This is a genomic window from Planctobacterium sp. AWH2_060, assembly GCF_056158425.1.
This window is the reverse complement of record NZ_JBSWTG010000001.1, coordinates 815,735-838,151: the sequence shown is the minus strand read 5'-3', so window position 1 is coordinate 838,151 and position 22,417 is coordinate 815,735. Positions and strand designations below refer to the sequence as shown.

Below are 22,417 nucleotides of genomic sequence, written 5' to 3'. Positions count from 1 at the left end.
CTGATTCAACGAGACTGACGTGTTCCAATAGATTCACACACCCGGTTAAGAGATAATTCTCACAACTGGAGTATTTATGAAAACCCGAAAAAGCTATTCAAAAGAATTCAAACTGGACGCAGTGAGTCTGGTCACTGAGCAAAACTACAAAATTGCCGAGGCAGCAAGAAGTCTGGGGATCTGTGCCAATATGCTTGGCCGCTGGATTAAAGAGCAGGAATCTGAAGGTGCTCACGCTTTCCGCGGCAATGGCAAACTTACACCAGAGCAAGAGGAGCTTCGCCGTCTCAGGGAAGAAAATAAACGCCTGAAAATGGAGAAAGAGATTTTAAAAAAGGCGACGGTCTTCTTTGCCAAAGAAACCAGGTAAAGTACGGTTTCATCACCCAGCATAAGAAGACCTGGCCAATCAGCCTGATGTGTCAGGCATTGGGTGTCTGTCGTCATAATTATTACAGTGCGATGCGTCGGGAACAGGTCCAGGAGCCAGATCCACAGCATGATGAATTGATTGAATGGGTAGAAAAAATTGCGGACGCCAGTGACTTTACCTATGGCGTCCGGCGTATGAAACGAGCGTTGAATTTACTGGGTTATCCGGTAGGTAAGCAACGCACTCGTGCTTTGATGAAAGAAGCAGGAATCAGCGTTAAAAGGCGCAAGAAGTATAAAGTGACGACCAACAGCAATCATAACCAGCCAGTATTCGACAATGTACTGACACGCGAATTTGATGTGCAACAGCCCAACCAGGCTTACGTCTCCGATATTACCTATATCTGGACTCAGGAAGGCTGGTTATATCTGGCAGTGGTAATTGACCTGTTCTCACGCAAAGTCGTGGGCTGGAGCATGTCATCGCGTATGAATGCGCAGCTGGTCTGTGATGCACTGACCATGGCATTGTGGCAACGTCAGCCCAACGCTGGTCTGATCCATCACTCAGACCGTGGATCACAATACGCGAGCCGTCAGTTCAGACAACTGCTTAAACGCCACAAGGTCACAGGTAGCATGAGCAGAAAAGGTGACTGTTGGGATAATGCGGTAGTAGAGAGCTTCTTTGGTACGTTGAAGCAGGAGCGAGTGCAATGGCGCTACTACCAGACGCGACATGCAGCGCAGCAAGATATTCTGCAATACATTACGATGTTTTATAACAGCCAAAGATTGCATTCATACTTGGATTACAGAAGTCCAAACCAATATGAAGCTGACATGGAGAAATTAGAAAAAGCCGTTTAACTGAGGTGTGTGAATTTGGTTGACCATGTCAGACCGTTAAAATGTAATTAACTACTGCTTAATAAGACGTCGGTAACTTTTTAAGCAGTAGTATCGCATCCGTGTCCACCTTGATATATCCCCCTACAGAAAGATCTTTCATGATTCTGGCCACCCGCTCTCTGGTGGCACCGACACGCGAAGCTAATAGCTTTTGCGTCATTTTGGGTTTGATTTTCAGAACACCATCCTCTTCAATCGCCTGGGCTTCAAAAAAACTCACCAAACGACCATAAACATCTTTCATAGCAAAGGCTTTGATCGTATTTACCTGACTTTTGGAAAAGGACGCTAAATTAGTCAACAAAGTTCGTGTGAGTTTATGGTTATTATCTAACAAGGTATCAAAACCGCTTTTTTGGATGGCGTATAACAAACTGTCTGAGGTGGTCATTACCGACGCTGCTCGGGTTTGATCGGTGAGAATTCCCAGTTCCCCAAAGTAATCCCCGGCCTCCATGGTGGTCAGCACCAGTTCCTGCCCTTGCTCATCAGATAAATAGACTTTGATTTGCCCCTGCTCTATCAGAAACAAGGTATCAGCTGTATCTCCCTCGTTACATATCACAGAACCTTTTCCATAGCGGCGCGGAATGCACAGCTCAGCAATACTGCCCAACGCTTGTTCTTCCAGATCGCTAAAAAGACACACTGTTTTAAGTAATTCTGTTATTTTTTCCGTGTTCATGCTTGTCTCTGATAACCATGTTCCTCAGAGTTAATTATGGACATAGATACTTTAATTGCCTATGTCAATGTGATCTATTTTACAAAATTGCTGTAATTCAGATCACAGCGTCAGGCGACTCAAATCGGTTTTAATAGCTTCAACAAATTAAAACGATGTGGAGTCGTATCATGTTTCAACAATCTATCAGCGTATTAAAACAGTTTAGTCACGGTATCGCTCTGTTGTGGCTGTTGCTTATAACTAACAGTGTTTCTGCCACACAGTTAGCCGATTATGCTTATGCCAGAATCGACAGAACCATGGCCAACAACGAAATCGCCGTAATCAAAGCACCTTACGGTCAAACAGCTTCTAAGCTTGAAGCAGGAAAAAGCTATTTCCTGGCAGTTAAAACTCAACATCAGCAACAAATAAACAACCGCATAGTGCTTTACTTTGCAAAGCCAGAGCAAAGCAACGCAATATCTCGCTATGTAGAGTTTTTAATTCGTCCTGAGTTAAACCAGAATGATTGGGTAGCCACGGATGAGCTGGATGGTAACTATCAATTATTGCCTTTTACCCTGCCTGAATCAGCAAATACCATTATGCACGGTCGTATCGAGGCTGTTGTAAAATATTACAATGGTAACCAAGAAGTGTTTGCAGTAAATCAGTGGCAAGTAGAGGATAAAGCACCACATGCGTTACTGGCACAAAACCCGAACCAGGCTTTCCGCACCATCCCTGTTAATCTGGGGTATGTAGGTAGCAGCAAGACACCAGATCAATTACAGGAATTAGCCGAGGATCTGGAAAACCGTTTTAATACGGCCACCAAGGGCTACGTTAATATTGATGTTAACTTAATTGGCAGTCACGTTTTCCCGGAAAATGGTACCTTGCTGGCCGATGATGAGCATAACTATATCCAGTGGTGGAATAGCTTGCCGAAATTGCAGAACCAGCCAGGTTATGTTGCTTTGGATCCGGAAAACCAGGACGACCTAAACCTTATCCGCATGGCCTGGTACGAAGCACATCCAAGACAAATGAACAAAGACGTTAATGCCCTGTTTGGTCTTGATGATCAGGATTATCAACTACATCATCACCTGTTTTATGTTGAAGCCGGATACCGCTTTGCGGGTGCTCGTTACGCTGCTACCGTCGGTATGTTAACTAACTATGGTAACCAGGCATTCAGACAACGCATCAATGGTGAGTATCAGTATGGTTTTAACGCTGAGCACCTGACAGAGCAACCGGCTGAAGTTTTACAAAAAATCGCCTTGCATGAGTTTGGCCATACTCTGGGATTCCAGCACCCTCAAAATGACTATGTGCTGGAAGGTCAACACTGGAAATCTAAAACCAACCACTCTGTGCACGAATCAGTGACTAATATCATGACTCAAGGCACCCAAGGTACGACTAACAAGTTTTTTATGGATGATGACATCCTGCGTATCGTACCAGCCAACGTGCGCAACACTTTAACAACATTACCTCTGGTGGCTCACAACCCGGTAGCACACAATGTCTCAAATGGTGTTGTATCTCTGTCAGGTAATGACGCAGCCCACAACGTGCTGGTTAATGAGATGGCTGTAAATGCTCACAGTAACGGCTGGACATATACCCAAGACCTGAACGAAGGCGATAACACAGTTTCTGTATCACGTTTAAGTGGTGAGCTTCAGGGACACCCGCAACTGTTTAAAGTACAAAGCAGTGATAGCAACTTACAGGACACTCCAGAGTTTGAACTACAGATCCAACAACGCCCTGCTGGCAGAATCAGTGATATCACCTTGCTGTCCAGCTCTACCAGAGGTATCAAGTCCAGCTGGTTCTGGGTGTACAAAATCGAAAACGGCTCACGTCAATTCAAAGTTAACCTGGGTCGCTGGATGAACCACAACGGCGAACACCAGGCACAAACCACCTTCAGAGTTGTGTTTGAAGCTGGTCAATACGAAGTATGCGGACGCGCTCGTGATACCCTGTATGGCACTGGCACTCAGTCACAATCGGATGTTGATTGCCATATTTTGGATTTCTGAAATACCTGGTAGTCTTTGACCGCTGTAAAAATAACAAAAGGAGGCTGGGCCTCCTTTTGTAGTGACTATAGAAACCGCTAAATGGATCGAGCAGAGTTTTTATTATTGGTCATTTTAAAAGCTATAAAACCTAGCCAGGAAAATACCCAAATCAATAAAAACCACAGAAACTTTTGCACAGGTTCAACATCCTGCTTCAACATGAGCGTCAAAGGTACCAAATACAAAAGCACTGCTAATAACAATAAAACAACTGGTGAAATTAAAAACTCTAACATTTAATCACTCCAAGAATTCACAAAGCGTTAAAACGCTTTTCCGTTATTAAGAAATACTAATCCCCGATCAAGCCTCGACGTTGTACTAAACTGGTTATTAAAACTTGCGACAAGAGCTTCTTGTAAACAAGTATCTGCCGACCAACTGATTTTTGTGGGACCTATCATAGTTACCGTATCATCATTCAAAATTAAACGCCCTAGTTCACCCGGCTGCAATACCGCACCCGTTGCCAGATTAGAAGGATCGTTAGTTGAATCAAAGTTGCCAAAATATGATACTCCGCTTGGAGAATGGTTTTGGCCATTGATGTTGGTGAATTCCAGTTTAACGTTTACTGGCTTACTGCTGATATTTGTCAGAGTGTATTCTACAGACCAGTTTCCATTAGTATTTGCTGCTGGGGCAAAAATAGTATTTTCCGAACCTAATGTATCAACGTAACAAGTTTGTTCTGCAGCATTCAAAAAAGAAGCACTAAAACATAGAGCTGTGGCGAGTATCAGTTTTTTCATGGTAATTCCTTTATAGTACCTTTTATAAGTAAGGTTATAAAATTACACTAAAAAACTGCCTATGTAACCCAGGGTGAGATCGTGAACGTTATTTAACCAATCAGGTGCATAGTCAAAGCATTTCCTGGACCTTACTGTTAGCTTGTGATCATATACTCTCTTTTTGGGAGTTAAATCATGTACCTGGAAGCCTTTTCCTCTCATTTTGGTCAAATAGAAGACCAGCGTCAGACCGCTAAAGTAACCTATCCCCTGTTTGATATCTTGTTTGTAGCGTTCTGTGGCGTTATTGCTGGAGCCGAGGGATGGGCTGATATTCGAGATTATGCCGAGTGTCATCATGACTGGTTTAAAGAACGTGGAGTATTAGCTGATGGTATTCCCGTTGACGACACAATTGCTCGTACCATTTCACGTATAAAACCAGAGGAGTTTAGCGCCTGCTTTATTAACTGGATGCAGTATGTTCATGAGCTGACCAAAGGTGAAGTTATCGCTATTGATGGCAAAACGTTACGAGGCTCTTATAACAGAGAAGATCGCAACTCAACTATCCATATGGTCAATGCATTTGCAACGGGTAACAGAATGGTACTGGGTCAGATAAAGACCGATGAAAAGTCGAATGAGATCACAGCTATTCCGGAACTGATCCAGTTACTTGATATCAGTGGCGCATTGATTTCCACTGATGCGATGGGCTATCAGGTCAGTATTGCGGAGCAAATCCTTGATGGAGGTGGAGATTACCTCTTTGGTGTGAAGGAAAACCAGCCCACGCTAAGTAAAAGCCTCCGGGATGCTTTCAGTGAGGAGCGTTTAGCGCCATTCATTAACCTGGAAATGGCAAAGCAACATGGTCGAATTGAAGCAAGAGCCTATTATGTAAAAAGTGCCGATGAGTTAGGAGAAGTCGGTGCAAAATGGCCGGAGTTGAAAACAGCGGGCATGGTGCTCAACTACCGTCACGTAAAAGGTAAAGAGCCACAATTAAATTACCGATACTATATCAGCTCAGCCGACCTGACAGAGCAAAAGTTTGCTGACAGTGTGAGGAAGCACTGGCTGGTAGAAAATACACTTCACTATGTTTTGGATGTCAGCAAGAACGAAGACAAAAGTCAGATTTATCAAGACAACAGTGCCGACAACTGGGCCATTCTAAGACAAATGTCACTAAATATGCTTCGGGCAGAAGAGTCCAGCCTCAGTATTGCGCGAAAACAGAAACGCGCCTGGGCAAAAACAGATTATCTTGAGCAAGTTTTGAAGGCAGGACTAAACGACCTGGTCATTTAATGTACACTCATGCGGTAGCCCTGCTATGTAACCCGTTTAAGGTTCCACTCGATGTTAGTTAATATGAGCCCGACCACTTAGAAAAGGTTGTTGAACTGAATCCGGTTTACTTCGTAGTTTCGACATAAGTTTCATGGGAGACACGAATACCGATACTGCCGGAAAAAAGTCTGCTTTTCTGAGTTTTATATTTGATTGAGGAATCTTTGTTGGAATGAATTCCAACTTACGAAAAGAAGTGGTGCCCGGGGCCTCCCCCTCTTTATAGTCTCAAAAAATGCCAAACAATCCCAACCCCCTTATTAAAAGGGTTCTATTTAATTATCTTGTCTCAAACTGTCGCTATCGGTAACATATAATAATTCATTTTATGGGTGGGTATTTGGTATGCCGATAAAAGCAAAAGAGTTAAACGCGAAGCAAGTCCGGGACAAAGTTAATCAGTTGCAAAAGGGGTTTGAGGCCGGAGATTTTACCTCAAAAACTACGGGGCGATACTTACCACAAAAGCACCCTGTGGGTGGTACGGCTGGCCTTTACATCCAAGTTTCAAGTCCTCATTCAGCCAGTTGGATATTGCGCATCAGAATGGGTGATAAGCGTCCAGATATTGGCCTGGGTAGCTTCCCTGAAATTGGATTAAAAAAAGCTAAAGAACTGGCGGCTGATATAAAAATTAAAGTGAAATACGAAGGTATAAATCCCGTATTAGAAAAGAAAGAAGCAAGACAAAAGATTGCTGCCGAACAAATCAAGCATAAAACCTTCAAGCAAGCCGCTGAACTATTCATTGAAAAGAAATCCGCAGAGTACAAGACGGCTCAACAAACCCGCAAGCTTACACAGCAATTAACTGACTTTGCATACCCGGTATTAGGTAATTTATTGCTTAAAGATATTGAGTTGGCACATATTGAGGCAGTCTTACAACCGATTTGGGAAACGAAAAACGAGACAGCGAAACGCTGTCGAATGTATATCGAACGTGTGCTGGATTTGGCAGAGGTTAAAGGCTGGCGCAGTGGCGAAAACCCGGCGCGGTGGACTGGCTTTCTGGATCAGGTTTTCGTCAAGCCTTCAAAAATCGCACAAGTAAAGCATTACAAAGCCCTACCTGTAGATGATATGCCGGAATTTTGGAAGAAATTAACCAAAGAGGATTATATGGGGGCCCTGGCACTTCAATTTGTAATATTGACAGCGGCGCGTTCCGGTGAAGTTCGCCAGGCAAGATGGGAACAAATAGATTTTGTCAATAAGGTGTGGACAATACCCGGTGAAGATATGAAAGCAGGTAAGGCCCACAGTGTGCCGCTTTGTGATTCTGCTATTATCCTTCTAAATGAGTTGCCGCGACTAAGCGAATACATTTTTGTGAATCGCAACAATAAACCTTTGTCTGATGTCTCAATTTCCAAAGCACCCAAACGTATCGGGCACGACGCGACCACTCACGGGTTCAGGTCAACATTCAAGGATTGGTCACGGAAACATACAAATTACGCGGATGAAGTTTCAGAACTTGCACTGGCCCACGTCAGTGACGATAAAACCCGCGCGGCTTATGCCCGTGATCAGCTAATCGACAAGCGAAGGCTGTTAATGCGTGACTGGGAAAATTTTGTGTTAAATGGGCATCAAAAAGCCGATGTCGTTAAGCTAAGGGGCTAAGGTGTGGACATATTAGAAGAAGAAATGCGCGAGAGGAAAATAAAAGCCGAACGCTACCAGCACGCCAAGCAGTTTGAGCGGATAAATACTGATGATCCCCATGAGGTTAAATTCATAAGCAGCCTTAAAATTTCAGACGGAATGAAAACTAACTTTTATTGGGTTGCCGCAATCCACGCTTGGGAACATAACTCGCCAGAGCCTTTAAGTCGATTAATCGCTAAACATGCTATTCCCGCAGATCTCCGCGAAGTAATAGCCGACATGATCCAACGCGGAAAGGGGCGCTACAAAAAATTAAAAGATTCTGAGGATAGATTTTTGAGAATCGCTTTTTTGCGTGATGTTTCCCAATATCATGAGGATGTTTGGGAAAGTCTACGCACTGAAAGAGAAGGTTACAGCGGTGAGATGGAAATTGTAGAATTAAGAAATCAGCTAAGAGCGAGCAAAAAAGCAAACAAAGAGTTAATGGCAAAAGGGGGGCATGAGCATCAAATAAGCACACGCGCCCAAGAAGATGAAATAAAATATTTCAATAACATCATAGACTTATATCCCAGATTGAACTTAGATTGGAAGTTGACTTCAATCGGCAAATAGGCGTTGCCAGTTTCATGTGAATAATGAGAAACCACTTAAACAACCCCAAGAGGTGATAAATGGTGACTCGAAAATACTCAAGTGTTCCAACAGTGTCTGAAAGATACGACGTGAGCGACAAAACAATCTGGAGGTGGATCAAGCAAGGTAAGATACCTAAACCCGTCAAGCTTCCAAATGGTGCTACTCGTTTCCTTAATTCAGACCTTGAAAAGTGGGAAAAGGGAGAGGCATAACATGGATATTAATACACTAAGCAAATGCCGCCGCCTCGCTCAGTCTCTTGAGCTTGTGCAGAACAACTTACCTGAACCCGCGAAGGTTACAGCGCGAAACTTTATCAATGCTGCAAGCGTGTTTTTTGGTGAAGAATTACAGCAACCCCGGCTTGTCCTTCAAAGTTTTAGATTCCTGAAAGAAAATTATCAGGATTTATTAGAGGAAGTCGCTTTTTCTGTGGCACAGGAGGCGAATGATGGAATGTAAACAAAATAGCTCCCCGGCGGCAACCGGGGACACTCAATCAAAAAGGCGTTTGGCTAACACCATCGGGTTTGATTCTAGCAAACTTCCGGAGATTTGCGAAGTAGACCAATGGATTTTGTATTATGTTAAGCACAACTGTAAGACTGGCAAAGTCGACAAAATCCCAGCAAAAGTCAAAAACGGGAAGATAGTCAATGCCAGTGCAACCGACCCGCATTGTCGCACCAGCTATCAACAGGCGTTAAACGACTGCCAGCGATTTGGGGCGGATGGTGTGGGCTTTGTGTTAACTGACAAAGACCGTTACTTTTGTATCGATCTTGATGGAGTTTTGCAGGATGGAAAAGTAGAGCCCTGGGCGGGAAAGCTTGTGGAAAAATTCGATTCGTTTTGTGAAATCTCCCAAAGCGGTAAAGGCTTACATATTTTTGGCAAGCTATCGAATAAAATCGACCATAGAAGTAAGAGTAAATCTTTTCATAACAGCAAAGTTGAGATTTACAGCGCTGGCCGCTTTATTGCCTTCACCGGCAAAGTGTACGGCGATTACAAGCCCGTCAGAGACTGTACGGCAGAGTTTGAATCACTTGCCAAAGCAATTGCCATTGCTGGTAAAAAAACACCTGAAAACACAGTTAAGCCTGTGTCCACAGAGAAGCCGGGCAGCGTTCAGGAGGTGCTGGAAGTCATATCACGAGTTGCAAGCGGTACGGGCAAAGGCGCTGGCACCGCACAGGAATTTTTGCAGCTACATAACGGAGGTCATCTATCTGATGACCTTTCAGCCGATGATATGACTTATTTGAACGTTGCAGCTTTTTACTGTGGTGGTGATGCCGCGCTAATGGAAAGCATGTGGCTAAACTCAGCATTAACCCGAGACAAGCTAAACCGGGAAGATTATCGACAGCGTACCATTAACAAAGCACTTGAGGACTGCCAGCAGTTTTATCAACCTCAATCCTCGCAAGCGCAACAACATTATGCACCCACACCAGAAAACCAGGTGCAGGAAATACACAATCTGCACAGCAAAGAGTTGAAAAAGGAAGAAATCCCCGAAGTTTGCCCGGAACTTGAGTATTTGCCTGGAATGCTTGGAGAAATTCAGGCATGTATCTACAACCGTATGCAATACCCGAGTAAACAAATGTCAGCGGCAAGTGCTGTTGCAGCGCTCAGCCTTGCTGCACAAAAGAACTTCTTAATCAACAGCCAGGATGGTTTGGGATTTAACGAATACTTTATGGCACTGGCCCCAACAGGCTTTGGTAAAGATGTCCTTCGCAAAGGCATTAAAGCAGTGACAAAAAACTGTGGCGTTAACCTTGAACGGTCTGCGCCAGCTTCAAAACAAGGTCTTCACTGCGTTCTTGAAAATCATTGCGATCCGTCAGACAGGCAAGATATTCCTGTTATGCTGATGAGCGATGAATTCGCACACTGGTACGCCGAATCGAAAAGCGAAAGCCATAAACAGCAGGCAATGGGCTATTTGATGGAGATCTATTCATCGGCCTGTGATTCAGTCCACCCGGGGCGAACTGCGGGCAATAAATACAAGACTGTCGAATCACCAAAATTAAGTCTGTTTGCAACCACAACGCCCGAATTCATGTTTGAAGCAATGACCATGGAAGAATCACGGAAAGGCACATATAACCGGTGGCTGTTCTTTGTTGAAGAAACCGAGCTACCGGAAAAGGTCTATGAAGGTTTGAGCTATCACGTACCAGAAGACGTTCAGGAGTTTATGGCGTGGCTGGAAAACCATCATCAAACTATAATCGAATTCCAGCGAAATCCCGCAACATGGAAGCGGTATAAAGAGCTTGATAGCTTAACGGAGCAAATCAAACGAAAGGACGGTGAAATGGGCGGCAGACTCGCTGAACAAGCAATAAAACTGGCTGGGTTATTCGCGCTATCTGACAAGCGCACCACCATTGAACCTGGCGATATTGAAAAAGCATTCAGGATACGGATTAACCTTCATAAACGACTTGTGGCAATGATGCACAAATACGATTGTTTCAGTGATGCTGATGCAACGGTAAAAGCCAAGGATCAGGTTTACAAAGCTTTACTCAGCAATAAGACTCTTTATCTTTCTCAGCTTTCAAAATACAGTCGCGAATATGCAAAGTTGCCAGTTTACCAGCAAGGCAATGTGGTTAGAGCGCTTTTGAGTGAAGGTTTAGCAATACAGGACGCTAAACGAATCGCGTTATCTTAGGACTTTTAGGACAAGGAGTGTCTTAATTACCCACACTAGTAAGGACGGGACCTGTAGGCGTGATAATTGTAATAATAAGACAGTAAGACACACACAGATATATATAATTAAAAAACCTCTCTTTTCACGCACTTGTGTATGTCCTAATGTCCTAATTGTCCTAAAACTGGATAATTAAATAACCGTTCGCATTTAGTACTTATACTCTGTTTATCGGGGGCATTAATTTAACTCAACAGCATCCCCTAACCATAAGATGGTGCCTGTATCAGTCACCTAATCCGAATCGCAGGCCATTACTGGTAGTAACCTGAAAATTCAATCAAATGTACCCTTCATAATACCCACCCAAAATGGTACAATTACAGCCAGATACAGCACAAATACAAAGCGATATGACTAACGTACCAGAGCGATTTTCACCCGGCTGGATCCAGCAATTGGACGGAAGGACAGCAGCAGCGGCAACCCTAAAAGCGCGGTTTAATGAGTTAAGCGACGACTTAGGCGGTTTACATAGTCTTTCATATCAACGCCGAAGCCTGGCAGAGAGAGTTTTGTTTTTGGAATTTCACTTGCAACAAATGGAAGCGCAAATAATTACAGGGACGTTTGAGGACTCAGGCAAATACACCGGGTATTTAAACAGCCTTGTCGGTCTTTATCGAAGTCTGGGCCTCAACCGCGAGCGCAAAGAGATCAGCCTTAAAGAGTACATCAGCGAATGAACATTATTCAGGCAATGACCGACCCTAATTTATTCGGCAATCACTTCGGTAAGGCATCATATTTTAACTGGCGACAACTGATTTCTGGTTTCTATGGGCTAGAAGTGGAAGACCCTGAAATATTCGAGCAAATAACAAAACGTAAGCCACCAAAACACGAGCTTTCAGAGATGGTTATGGTAGTAGGACGCCGAGGCTCTAAGTCCCATGTAAGCGCATTACTGGCCTGCTATGAGGCTTTTTTTCGGAACTACCAAGACAGGCTTTCACCTGGTGAAGTTGCCACTATCGCGGTGATCGCCACTGACCGGATGCAAGCGCGGTCTGTGATGAGATACATAAACGGCATGATTGACGACTGCCCTATGTTACGACAAATGGTTGTCCGTGAAACCGCAGAAAGTATCGAGTTGTCAAACCGATGCGTGATTGAAATCCGAACAGCCACACACCGGGGCGTTCGAGGCTATACATGTGCAGCGGTCATCTGTGATGAGATCGCCTTTTGGCTGCAAGACGGTGCTAACCCTGATTTTGAGGTGATCAATGCTGTCCGTCCGTCGCTGGCTAGTCTGAGCGGCAAACTGATTTTGCTTAGTTCGCCTAATTCACGCAAAGGCGTTTTGTGGGAGATGTATCGCAAATTTTACGGCGTTGACGATGAACGCGTTTTGGTTTGCCAGGCTTCAACTGAGATGATGAACCCGACGATTGATAAAGAATTCATCAAGCGACAATACGACGATGATCCCCAATCCGCATCGGCTGAGTTTGGAGCGCAATTTCGAACAGATATAGAAACTTTTGTAAGCCGTGAGATCCTCGATATTTGTACTATTCCAGACCGCCACGAACTCCCCCCTTGCGCCCGACTCAACTATCACGCTTTTGTCGATGTAAGCGGTGGCAGTTCAGACGCTTACACTCTCGCCATAGCCCACGGTGAGGGGAAAAGCTGGCAGGAAATCACCGCTGTTATTGATTGTATACGTGTTTTTAAGCCACCTTTTTCACCCGAGCAAGTGACCGAAGAAGTGGTCAATCTTTGCCGAATGTATCGCATCCGGGAAGTTGTGGGCGACCACTATGCCGCAGAGTTGACTCGCGAACTTTATACTAAGCGAAACATGGCCTATCGATTTTCAGAGAAAAACAAAACAGAACTGTATCGGGAGATGATCCCAATACTGAACAGCCACCGCGTTGAGTTGCTGGATAATCGGCAGCTATACAACGAACTTGCTCAACTTGAACGCAAAGTATCCCGGAATGGTCGAGAGGTAATCGACCACCCACCACGCCAGCATGATGATGCTGCAAACGCTGCGGCTGGCGTGATTAACCTTGTACTAGATAACCCCCGGCCCGGCAAAGCCGTACCGTTTCGATTTTAATAACAACAACCTCAAGAGGTAAAATAAAATGGCAATACCATCACAACTTTTCAGAGATTTAGAAAACCGTGTGGGCGCAATCTCAACAGATACGCGAATATCAGTACCTTTTTTAAATGGTGTCCGAAGCCTTGGCAATCAGATCCAGTCGCTCGAGTCCCTGAAAAAGAATAAACCCCAAAACCGGACGCCGGAAGAACACGCGGTAAAGGTCGATGCAGCGGCTAAAAAAGTTCGCCATAACGTCACTGAGCAGCTTAACCAGATGCTAAGAACGGTCAACCAATTAACCGACGCGCTAAAAACAGAAGCTGTTCAGAAAGCCGGGTTACAAAGCAAAGGACGCGATTCAGAAATTCGAGCAGCGATCCTTGGAATGGATAAGAAGGACAAAATTGACCTTGTTCATTCTTCGATAAAAAGCGGCAGCGGCGAAGTTGTAAACGCGATCCTGTCAGGCCCACAATTCCTATCTGGTGTGGATAAGAGCATTTACGACCGCCTGGAGTCTGATTTTCTCAGTGCTAATGCACCGGAGCAAATGCAGGCGATAAAACAACTGGACGAATTGAACGAGCTTTATCTGACCGCTGATAAATCAGCAATTCAGGCCGCGAAGGATTTTGAAGCGGATACAGCCGAATACAATGATTCGCTGGAGAAAGCAGCCGAAGCCGAACGCGATTTTAAATTAGCGGCTGGTTGATGTTTCTAAAAAATAGAAATGTGCTATTTTCGTAAAAAACATCAAAAGTACAGTGTGTAATTTTGGAGGGGTGTAAAACCTGAGCTTTATTTTCACTATGTAAATCAATGACTTACGGTAAAAATGGTGCCCGGGGCCGGACTTGAACCGGCACGATCTTACGATCGAGGGATTTTAAATCCCTTGTGTCTACCAATTTCACCACCCGGGCTTAGGGGGTTAGTGCGATTGCACTATTGGATTTTCCAAATTATGGAGGCGGGTCCCGGAGTCGAACCGAGGTCCACGGATTTGCAATCCGCTGCATAGCCACTCTGCCAACCCGCCAGTATTTGGAGCGGGAAACGAGATTCGAACTCGCGACCCCAACCTTGGCAAGGTTGTGCTCTACCAGCTGAGCTATTCCCGCAAATACTTGCTACGTTTTAGGGTGTTTCAGTTGAGTGACAGCACCTCAAAACGTGGAGCAGGATTTTACAGTGAAGCGCCATACTGTCAACAGAAAATATAGCCTTTTTAAACTGACTGCTTGATTTTTGGCTTAAGTGCGTCATTTTCAATCAATTTCGCGTTATTTTGCGTGTTTACGTATGGTTGTCCAGGCGGCAACGGAATATTGCACCATAGAATAAACAGATAATACGGTGGCCACATACAACAACACATAACCCAGGGTTACCCAATACAACATCTCAAATTCCGACAGCAAGCCGATTAATGCCAACATTTGTGCCATGGTCTTCGCCTTACCCCAAAAAGAAACTTTAACCGTGTCAGATTCGCCGTGTTGGGCCATCCACTCACGTAAGGAAGACACAAAGATTTCGCGGGACATCAATAAAATGGCTGGAATAGTGATCCACAAGGTATTGTAGGTATGAGTAATCATTAACAGCGCAGCGGCTACAATGAGCTTATCCGCTACCGGGTCTAAGAACGCCCCGAAGCTGGTGGTTTGTTGCAGTTTTCTGGCCAGATAACCGTCGAACCAGTCGGTAATTGCGGCGAGCCAAAAGATGAAAGCACCGGCCTGGTGCGCCCATTGCCAGTCGAGGTAGTACACAACGACGAACACGGGGATAAGTAATACTCTAAAAAAAGTAAGCAGGTTGGGAATGGTATACATTGAATTCCTGTAATCTTCTGTCTGTTTCGGTATCAGGCTGATCGGAGCCAGGCATGAATTTTTTCGGCTAGTTCGCGGCTAACGCCCGGGACTTGCTCTAGTTGTTCTACGCTGGCGCCTAAAACTTCCTGCAAACCACCCATATATCTTAACAGGCTTTGTCTGCGTTTAGCACCTACTCCCGGAATATCTTCCAGTTTTGAGCGTTTCTTTTCTTTCTGACGGCGGTTGCGATGGCCTGCGATGGCGAATCGGTGGGATTCATCGCGAATGTGTTGGATCAGGTGCAAGGCAATGGAATCAGCTTCCAGCGGAATAGTTTCATGACTGCCCGCCATGATCAGGGTTTCCAGGCCCGGCTTGCGGGATGTGCCTTTGGCCACACCTATCAGTTGTGGAGTTTTATCTCCTTGCCAGTCCTCAAAAAACGCCTCAGCCTGGGCTAACTGGCCTTTACCACCGTCAATAAACAAGATATCCGGGATCTTGGCGGGATCAGAGCCAGGTTTAAAGCGCCTTTTCAGGGCCTGTGCCATAGCAGCATAGTCATCACCTGGGGTAATTCCTTCGATATTGTAGCGACGATAGTCATTCTTAAATGGCCCTTCGCGATTAAACACCACACAAGAGGCTACAGTTTGTTGTCCGGATGTATGGGAAATGTCAAAGCATTCCATTCGCTGAATGGGCTTTTGCCATTCCAATACTTTTTCCAGTTCAAGATAGCGGGCATGAATCGACTTTTGCTGAGACAATAAGGTAGTAAGCGTAGTTTCAGCATTGGTGGTGGCTAATTCCAGATAACGCTTTTTCTCGTCTCTCAGCCCCTGATAAAAGGTCACCTTGCGCCCTGCTTCCTGACTTAGGGCTTTTTCCAGCGCGTCTTTATCTTCTAATTTAAATGGCAACACCACTTGTGTGGGAATGCTTTTTCCACCTGAGAGGTAATATTGCACCACAAAGGATTCCAGCACTTCATTGAGTTCTGAATTGGCTGGCACCTTAGGTGTAAAACTCTTGTTGCCCAGTAATTTGTTATCCCGAATAAAAAAGCCCTGAATACAGGCGGTGCCATTGCGATAGGCCAGACCAAACACATCCATCTCTTCCTGAGAGCCACTAACCCATTGTTGCTCCTGAATGCGGTTTAATATGGTGATTTGATCGCGATGAACCGCTGCCTGCTCAAAATTTAACGACTGGCTGGCACTTTCCATTTTATCTGCCAAAGATGCGATAACGTCTTTGCTTTTGCCCTTTAAAAACATGCGAGCTAAATCCACCTGTTCCTGATATTCAGTGTCAGAGACATAACCGGGCACACAAGGCGCTGAGCAGCGTTTTAATTGATATTGCAGGCAAGGTCTGGAACGAGCGCGATAATAACTGTCTTCACACTGACGTACCGGGAAAATCTTTTGCATCAGGCGCAGACTTTCCCGTACTGACCAGGCGCTGGGGTATGGGCCAAAGTATTCACCGCCCTTCTCTCTTTTCGTGCCGCGAAAGATGCTCAGCCTGGGATGTTTATGGCCAGAAAGATGAATATAGGGATAGGATTTGTCGTCTCGCAACAATACGTTGTAGCGAGGTTTGTACTTTTTTATAAAGTTATTTTCCAGAATGAAGGCTTCGGTTTCTGAATGAGTGACCGTCACATCCATATTGGCAATATTCTTAACTAAGGAAATGGTTTTTACGCTATCCAGATTGGTTTTAAAGTAACTGGATACCCGCTTTTTCAGATTCTTGGCTTTCCCCACATAAATAACATCGCCTTTGTCGTTATACATGCGATAAACGCCGGGCTGCTGGGTGAGGTTTTTGAGAAATGCGCCAGAGTCAAAAGCGCTACTCTGGCTTTCTTCCTTATCAGACATGCGCGCTAAAGGTTATCGGATTTTATCAGGTGATGACGTAACGCAAGGTGAGTTAGCTCTACATCTGAGCTGACGTTAAGCTTTTCGAACATTCTGTAACGATAGGTATTAACTGTTTTTGCACTGATGTTTAATTGCAGCGCGATATCTGGCACTTTAGTGCCTTTGGTGATCATAATCATGATCTGCAGTTCACGTTCTGACAATGACTTAAAGGGATCGTCTTCGTTCAGATCTAACTGACCAAGGGCGATTTGTTGTGCAATTTCCGGAGCGATGTATTTTTGTCCGCGAGCCACTTTTTGAATGGCAATAATCATTTCCTGAGGATCGGCGTCTTTGGTGAGATAACCAAACGCTCCCATTTGCATTACTTTAGCGGGAAACGGGTTTTCCTTATGAACCGACAAGGCGACCACTTTAATGTCTTCGTTAATGCGCAGGATCTGTTTGGTGGCTTCTAGTCCGCCAATGCCTGGCATACTCATATCCATCAAAACAATATCGGGAGGATCTTTACGGCACAGCTTGACCGCAGCCTCACCACTTTGAGCTTCGGCTATTACATTGAATCCTTCAACATCATCCAAAATTCGGCGAATTCCGGTTCTGACCAAGTCATGATCATCAACTAACAGAAGTTTTATCAATCTAGTAGCTCCACTCTAACAACAGGAAGTCTTTTCTTGTTTTACACAATACAACAATAGAATTTAATCAACAGACCGTCATTGGGCAAGTAAAAATATCCAAATTAGCCGACTACTGCTTATGGTGGCACCAAATCGCGAAGAATTTGACCATTAATTCAACAATCAGAGGCTTAACGGTAAAACCCAGAACTCAATCGATTCCAACCTTTTATGGTATCCGGTAAGCCAACACCGTAGTTAACAGCCTTGCAATGCTCAAAACTACAGCGAATTACCCACCTTTCCGGGCAAGTTTTTGATTGCATGGGTAACGTAGCTTTGCAGCCACATCGGCACTTTTTGATTTTTTCCATTGATTAAAAAGGTATTTTTTGTGAAACGGTAGCCTTTGGGCCAGTGCAATTCAAGCTTAATATAACTAATAGTTAATATCTCGCTCAACCTTAAACTCAAATGAAGACCTGGAAACGGTCTTCTTCTGTTGTGGAGAATAAATTCAGTAAAAAGAAATTTAAACATTGAATTTAAACATGACACCCATTCAAAATTTGTTGATTCACCAATCGTTGTAGTGTTCGAAGTCCGGTCAAATCAGGTCCATTCGCGAGATAAGCCGAAAGAGCAGGTAAACCTGAAGATTGGCTGAAGATACGAATTCATTCGAACAGCGGTGGTTGAATTTGGTAGCGGTGTCTGAATAAATTCAGTTCTATAAGGGTTTGACTGTTATCGGACAACGGTGGTTGATTCAGTTTGCTTTGTCGAACTGAAGTTCCACCTACAGGCTTGTGTTTTCTCGCGCCATGGGCAAAAGGGGGTTTTAGGGAAGCGCCCCCAAAGAAAAATGTAGAAAGCAAAAAGGCCACCTTACGGCAGCCTCTTTACTAAATTTGGCGGAGAGAGAGGGATTCGAACCCCCGGTGGGTTTAACCCCACGCCTGATTTCAAGTCAGGTGCATTCAACCGAGCTCTGCCATCTCTCCAAATTGTGGAGCGCATATTAATGATGTTATTTAGGGTTGTAAAGGGTTAATTTCCATTAATTTGTCCGACTGCCTTAACTTTAATCAAATTGACCAAATAATTAGCTAATCAGGAAAAATCGAATATCCGGTTACGCTTTTTCGACCACTAAACAGTGAATTTTAGTTGAAAAATGTGGTCGAAACCCTAAAACTAGCGTTAGATAATAATATCTATTTTTTGCTGACTAACTACGGAGTTTAACGATGCAACAAAATTCAGTGTATTCTGCCAGTTCAAGGCCTTCAGTACTGGAGACCAATAAGGTTCTGCGTAATACCTACATGCTTCTTGGCCTGACACTTATATTCAGTGCCATTTGCGCCGGTATTACCATGGGCATGAATCTTTCACCAATGGCGGCTTTAGGCATGTCTCTTGGTGCATTTGTGTGTCTCTTTATCGTTCACAAACAAGCAGATAAAGCTTCAGGCTTAGCCTGGATCTTTGTTTTCACCGGTTTATTAGGCGGCTCTTTAGGGCCAATGCTTAACGCTTACCTTGGCTTGCCAGGTGGCGGTGCATTAATTATGCAGGCATTAGGTGCGACGGCATTAGTGTTTTTCGCTCTGTCTGGTTATGTATTAACGACTAAGAAAGACTTCTCATTTATGGGTGGTTTTTTGATGGTAGGTTTAATTGTTGCCATCGTGGCCAGCATCGCCAATATCTTTATGGGTATTCCAGCGTTGTCTCTGGCAGTAAGTGCAGCGATCGTATTTATCATGTCGGGTCTGATCCTGTTTGATACCAGCCGTATCATTCACGGTGGTGAGACTAACTACATCAGAGCCACGGTGTCTTTATACCTGAACATCTACAATCTGTTCACCTCTATTCTGCACCTGTTAGGCGCGTTTGGTGGCGACGATTAATCTCTGATTAAACAGAGTCAATTAAAACACCCCGCTTTTGCGGGGTGTTTTGTTTTTACGGTTTGATAAAGTAAACTATCGCTATGAAAACATTCCTGATTTTAGTAACCAGCTCACCAACTGCCTCGGCTAATTGTTATTCCGCTTTACAATTCGCGAAAGCAGCAGCTGAGCAATCCTATAAGGTGGTGCTGTTCTTTTATGGCGAGGGTATTCACAACGCCAATGCTTTTATTCAACCGCCCGGTGATGAGCTTAATCTTCACAAGCAATGGACAGAACTGGCTCAGGATAGCAATGTGGAACTGATTGTTTGTGCAACTGCGGCAGTTAAACGCGGCGTGATCACCAAAGACGATGCGCAACATGCCAATGCGTTTAACCTCACTGCCCCCTTTCACGCTGGCGGCTTGGCAGAGTTCAGCCAGTTAAGCCAAACTGCTAAGCACTTTATTCAGTTTTAATATGACCAATAGAATCGCTTTAGTTATTACTCAGCCGCCTTTTGCCAACACCTCCGGGCAAGACGCCGTGGATATGGCAATGGTATTGGGCACCTTTGAAATTCCCACAGCTTTGTTCTTTGTTTCTGGTGGCGTTCGGCAACTGGCATCCGTCAATACTAACGGTACCTCAATAAAAGATTTCACCAAAAGCTTTGCAGCGCTGTCCTTTTATGACATCGAAGACATTTATGCCAGTCAATTAGATTTGCAACGGCATAATATCAACCAGCAGGAGTTACCTGATTTTGTGCAGGTACTAACCCCGGCGGATCTGTCGCTGACACTTTCTGAATATCAACAAGTAATTCGATTTTGAGCACCCTACACCTGTTAACCAACAATACCGGATTTGACCTTCTCAGTGAGCAGGCTTATCTGATTACGCCAGAAGATGCGCTGGTATTAATGGCTGAAGCCGTTTATCTGGCCGATGGCAGCTTTCCCCTGCAACAAAAAGTTTATGTGCTGCAAGAAGATATGCAGCTCAGAGGGATGACAGAGCACAATACCGAGCTGGAACAAATCAATTACCCGCAATTAGTAGCGCTTATAGCAGAATACGACAAAACCCTGTCGTGGTAAGGAAAACATTAATGTCTGATACATTAGAATTTAATGGTAAAAGCATTCCGTTGGACAAAAACGGTTATTTACAAAACGTTGAAGATTGGGTCGCGGAAATGGTGCCGCTGTTAGCGGAATCTGAAAATATCCAATTAACCGATAGTCATTGGGAAGTCGTCTGGTTTGTTCGCGAGTTTTATCTGGAGTTTAATACCAGCCCGGCAATCAGAGCGCTGGTAAACGCCATGAAAAAGAAACTAGGGGAAGATAAAGGAAACAGTCGTTATCTGCATCGACTGTTTCCTAAAGGTGCGGCTAAACAAGCAACAAAGCTTGCCGGATTGCCAAAACCGGCTAAATGCCTGTGAGTTAGTTCTTTTGGCCCATGCCTTCGTTTACGGTCACGAATATTTCAAAACCGATGTAACCGATAAAACCTATGATGGCCAGTATACATAACCAATATATCCATTTCATCATTTGTTTAAACTCACGACTTCTTGCCATAACGACCCCTGTGATACTTTTATCCGATAACTTTGTTATCGGATAGTATTACGCTACTGAAATTTTTTCCAGCCCGCCCATGTAGCTTTGCAATGCTTTAGGAATAACCACACTGCCATCAGCTTGTTGGTTGTTTTCCAGTATTGCCACAAGCGTACGACCTACAGCCAATCCAGAACCATTCAGGGTATGAATCAGCTCAGGCTTTTGATTGTCGGCGGCGCGATAACGAGCCTGCATCCGTCTTGCCTGGAAATCGCCCATATTACTGCAGCTGGAAATCTCTCTGTAAGTATTTTGCGCTGGCAACCACACTTCTAAATCGTAGGTTTTGCAGCTGGCAAAGCCCATATCACCTGTACACAACAGTACTTTGCGATAAGGAAGCTCCAGTAATTGCAAAATCTTTTCAGCGTGCCCGGTAAGTTCTTCCAAAGCTTCCATGGATTTAGCTGGCTCAACCAACTGCACCAATTCCACTTTATCAAACTGATGCTGTCTGATAAGACCGCGGGTATCGCGACCATAAGACCCTGCTTCACTTCTGAAACAAGGTGTATGCGCAGTCATTTTTACCGGCAACTGTTTGGCGTCAAAAATAACGTCTCTGGCTATATTGGTCAGTGGCACTTCGGCAGTTGGGATCAGCGCCAGGCCCTGTCCTTCTTCGGTAGCAGGCTTAGTATGGAACAGATCTTCACCAAACTTAGGTAATTGACCAGTACCGTACAAGGATTCGTCGTTAACCAGCAGTGGCACATAACACTCTTCGTAGCCATGTTCGGCGGTGTGTGTGTCCAACATAAACTGTGCCAGGGCACGATGTAATCTGGCTACTTTACCGTTCATCACCACAAAGCGAGAACCGGTAAGCTTAGCCGCTGTTTCAAAGTCAGCACCGTTGTTTAGGCCAGCAGCGATATCCACGTGGTCTTTAACCTCGAAATCAAAGGTTTTGGGTGTGCCCCACTTAGTGATTTCCTGGTTTTCAGATTCATCTTTACCGGCAGGCACAGCACTGTCGGGTACATTGGGTACCGATTGCGAAATCAGCTGAATTTCTTCCAGCAACGCACTCAGCTCGTGCTTAGCTGCGTCTAGTTCGTCACCCAGTTTGCCCACTTCGGCTAGTAATGGTTGAATATCCTCGCCGGATGCTTTGGCTTTACCAATCGACTTGGAACGGACGTTGCGCTCATTCTGTAATTCTTGTGTTTTAACCTGCAGTGATTTTCTTTTTTCTTCCAATGCAGCTAATTTTTCAACGTCAAGTTTGAACCCGCGCGCCGCCAGTTTATCAGCGGTATCCTGCAGGTCCGTACGCAACAATTTTGCATCCAACATGG

24 protein-coding genes and 4 tRNA genes are annotated in these 22,417 nt (G+C 44.6%); 16 read left to right on the top strand and 12 right to left on the bottom strand.

The features are described 5' to 3' along the window. Positions 1-76 precede the first annotated feature (76 nt). Positions 77-1,245, top strand: a protein-coding gene (locus ACXAD8_RS03740) for an IS3 family transposase (protein WP_475225063.1) whose coding sequence is annotated in 2 segments (ribosomal slippage) — positions 77-326 and positions 326-1,245 — 1,170 coding nt in all. Because the reading frame shifts where the segments join, the coding sequence is not laid out codon by codon here. Between the two features lie 58 nt (positions 1,246-1,303). Here the strand turns inward: ACXAD8_RS03740 and ACXAD8_RS03735 are convergent. Beyond that, a complete protein-coding gene (locus tag ACXAD8_RS03735) occupies positions 1,304-1,972 on the bottom strand; it encodes a Crp/Fnr family transcriptional regulator (protein ID WP_475225061.1) in 669 nt (222 codons plus the stop codon). A 170-nt stretch (positions 1,973-2,142) separates the two neighbouring features. On the opposite strand from ACXAD8_RS03735, the gene ACXAD8_RS03730 reads away from it, so the two are divergent. After that, a complete protein-coding gene (locus ACXAD8_RS03730) occupies positions 2,143-4,020 on the top strand; it encodes a hypothetical protein (protein ID WP_475225058.1) in 1,878 nt (625 codons plus the stop codon). 77 nt (positions 4,021-4,097) lie between these two features. Here ACXAD8_RS03730 and ACXAD8_RS03725 read toward each other — a convergent pair whose 3' ends face one another. Together ACXAD8_RS03725 and ACXAD8_RS03720 are read right to left on the bottom strand one after the other, a co-directional pair. Beyond that, positions 4,098-4,298: a hypothetical protein gene (locus tag ACXAD8_RS03725; protein ID WP_475225056.1), complete on the bottom strand. Its 201-nt coding sequence runs from the start codon at positions 4,296-4,298 to the stop codon at positions 4,098-4,100. A gap of 27 nt (positions 4,299-4,325) precedes the next feature. Then, the gene (locus ACXAD8_RS03720) at positions 4,326-4,814 is read right to left on the bottom strand and encodes a hypothetical protein (protein WP_475225053.1); all 489 of its coding nucleotides are present in this window, start codon (positions 4,812-4,814) and stop codon (positions 4,326-4,328) included. 177 nt (positions 4,815-4,991) lie between these two features. Here ACXAD8_RS03720 and ACXAD8_RS03715 point away from each other — a divergent pair, with 177 nt between their 5' ends. The 9 genes from ACXAD8_RS03715 (at position 4,992) to ACXAD8_RS03675 (ending at position 13,937) form a co-directional block, all read left to right on the top strand. Continuing rightward, positions 4,992-6,113, top strand: a complete 1,122-nt coding sequence (locus tag ACXAD8_RS03715; RefSeq protein WP_475225050.1) for an ISAs1 family transposase — start codon at positions 4,992-4,994, stop codon at positions 6,111-6,113. A 387-nt stretch (positions 6,114-6,500) separates the two neighbouring features. After that, positions 6,501-7,784 carry a tyrosine-type recombinase/integrase gene (locus tag ACXAD8_RS03710; RefSeq protein WP_475225047.1) on the top strand — a complete coding sequence of 428 codons (1,284 nt, stop codon included), beginning with the start codon at positions 6,501-6,503 and terminating at the stop codon, positions 7,782-7,784. A gap of 3 nt (positions 7,785-7,787) precedes the next feature. Next, positions 7,788-8,387, top strand: coding sequence for a hypothetical protein (locus ACXAD8_RS03705; RefSeq protein WP_475225045.1), 600 nt, complete (start codon positions 7,788-7,790; stop codon positions 8,385-8,387). Between the two features lie 59 nt (positions 8,388-8,446). After that, complete coding sequence (locus ACXAD8_RS03700; RefSeq protein WP_475225042.1) at positions 8,447-8,623, top strand: helix-turn-helix transcriptional regulator; 177 nt, start codon at positions 8,447-8,449, stop codon at positions 8,621-8,623. A 1-nt stretch (position 8,624) separates the two neighbouring features. Continuing rightward, positions 8,625-8,873 carry a hypothetical protein gene (locus tag ACXAD8_RS03695; protein ID WP_475225040.1) on the top strand — a complete coding sequence of 83 codons (249 nt, stop codon included), beginning with the start codon at positions 8,625-8,627 and terminating at the stop codon, positions 8,871-8,873. Next, positions 8,860-11,109: a phage NrS-1 polymerase family protein gene (locus ACXAD8_RS03690; protein WP_475225038.1), complete on the top strand. Its 2,250-nt coding sequence runs from the start codon at positions 8,860-8,862 to the stop codon at positions 11,107-11,109. The genes ACXAD8_RS03695 and ACXAD8_RS03690 overlap by 14 nt, the downstream gene beginning before the upstream one ends. 395 nt (positions 11,110-11,504) lie before the next feature. Beyond that, a complete protein-coding gene (locus ACXAD8_RS03685; protein WP_475225035.1) occupies positions 11,505-11,837 on the top strand; it encodes a hypothetical protein in 333 nt (110 codons plus the stop codon). Next, the gene (locus ACXAD8_RS03680) at positions 11,834-13,231 is read left to right on the top strand and encodes a hypothetical protein (protein WP_475225033.1); all 1,398 of its coding nucleotides are present in this window, start codon (positions 11,834-11,836) and stop codon (positions 13,229-13,231) included. The genes ACXAD8_RS03685 and ACXAD8_RS03680 overlap by 4 nt, the downstream gene beginning before the upstream one ends. Positions 13,232-13,259: 28 nt before the next feature. Beyond that, positions 13,260-13,937 (top strand): hypothetical protein, encoded by a 678-nt coding sequence (locus ACXAD8_RS03675; RefSeq protein ID WP_475225031.1) that lies wholly within the window; start codon positions 13,260-13,262, stop codon positions 13,935-13,937. A gap of 124 nt (positions 13,938-14,061) precedes the next feature. On the opposite strand, the gene ACXAD8_RS03670 is transcribed toward ACXAD8_RS03675, so the two are convergent. From ACXAD8_RS03670 to ACXAD8_RS03640, 7 genes are all read right to left on the bottom strand, one after another. Continuing rightward, positions 14,062-14,148: transfer RNA gene (locus ACXAD8_RS03670), tRNA-Leu, on the bottom strand. Positions 14,149-14,190: 42 nt separating this feature from the next. After that, positions 14,191-14,264: transfer RNA gene (locus ACXAD8_RS03665), tRNA-Cys, on the bottom strand. Positions 14,265-14,270: 6 nt separating this feature from the next. Beyond that, positions 14,271-14,346, bottom strand: a tRNA-Gly gene (locus ACXAD8_RS03660). Positions 14,347-14,508: 162 nt separating this feature from the next. Then, positions 14,509-15,063, bottom strand: a complete 555-nt coding sequence (gene pgsA, locus ACXAD8_RS03655) for a CDP-diacylglycerol--glycerol-3-phosphate 3-phosphatidyltransferase (RefSeq protein WP_475225029.1) — start codon at positions 15,061-15,063, stop codon at positions 14,509-14,511. A gap of 32 nt (positions 15,064-15,095) precedes the next feature. Beyond that, the gene (uvrC, locus tag ACXAD8_RS03650) at positions 15,096-16,943 is read right to left on the bottom strand and encodes an excinuclease ABC subunit UvrC (RefSeq protein WP_475225026.1); all 1,848 of its coding nucleotides are present in this window, start codon (positions 16,941-16,943) and stop codon (positions 15,096-15,098) included. A 5-nt stretch (positions 16,944-16,948) separates the two neighbouring features. Next, on the bottom strand, positions 16,949-17,593 hold the full coding sequence (gene uvrY / locus ACXAD8_RS03645; protein ID WP_475225024.1) for a UvrY/SirA/GacA family response regulator transcription factor: 645 nt from the start codon (positions 17,591-17,593) through the stop codon (positions 16,949-16,951). Positions 17,594-18,487: 894 nt separating this feature from the next. Further along, positions 18,488-18,579, bottom strand: a tRNA-Ser gene (locus ACXAD8_RS03640). Between the two features lie 246 nt (positions 18,580-18,825). Here ACXAD8_RS03640 and ACXAD8_RS03635 point away from each other — a divergent pair. The 5 genes from ACXAD8_RS03635 (at position 18,826) to ACXAD8_RS03615 (ending at position 20,932) form a co-directional block, all read left to right on the top strand. Continuing rightward, positions 18,826-19,494, top strand: coding sequence for a Bax inhibitor-1/YccA family protein (locus ACXAD8_RS03635; protein ID WP_475225021.1), 669 nt, complete (start codon positions 18,826-18,828; stop codon positions 19,492-19,494). A gap of 83 nt (positions 19,495-19,577) precedes the next feature. Then, positions 19,578-19,958, top strand: coding sequence for a sulfurtransferase complex subunit TusD (gene tusD / locus ACXAD8_RS03630; RefSeq protein ID WP_475225018.1), 381 nt, complete (start codon positions 19,578-19,580; stop codon positions 19,956-19,958). A 1-nt stretch (position 19,959) separates the two neighbouring features. Next, positions 19,960-20,316, top strand: coding sequence for a DsrE family protein (locus ACXAD8_RS03625; protein WP_475225015.1), 357 nt, complete (start codon positions 19,960-19,962; stop codon positions 20,314-20,316). Next, complete coding sequence (locus tag ACXAD8_RS03620) at positions 20,313-20,582, top strand: DsrH/TusB family sulfur relay protein (protein WP_475225013.1); 270 nt, start codon at positions 20,313-20,315, stop codon at positions 20,580-20,582. Before ACXAD8_RS03625 ends, ACXAD8_RS03620 begins: the two co-directional genes overlap by 4 nt. 11 nt (positions 20,583-20,593) lie before the next feature. Next, positions 20,594-20,932, top strand: coding sequence for a TusE/DsrC/DsvC family sulfur relay protein (locus tag ACXAD8_RS03615; RefSeq protein ID WP_475225011.1), 339 nt, complete (start codon positions 20,594-20,596; stop codon positions 20,930-20,932). A gap of 1 nt (position 20,933) precedes the next feature. Here the strand turns inward: ACXAD8_RS03615 and ACXAD8_RS03610 are convergent, their stop codons facing one another. Both ACXAD8_RS03610 and serS read right to left on the bottom strand, forming a co-directional pair. Then, positions 20,934-21,071 (bottom strand): hypothetical protein, encoded by a 138-nt coding sequence (locus ACXAD8_RS03610; protein WP_229527353.1) that lies wholly within the window; start codon positions 21,069-21,071, stop codon positions 20,934-20,936. A gap of 48 nt (positions 21,072-21,119) precedes the next feature. Beyond that, positions 21,120-22,415: a serine--tRNA ligase gene (serS, locus tag ACXAD8_RS03605; protein ID WP_475225008.1), complete on the bottom strand. Its 1,296-nt coding sequence runs from the start codon at positions 22,413-22,415 to the stop codon at positions 21,120-21,122. Between the last annotated feature and the right edge of the window lie 2 nt (positions 22,416-22,417).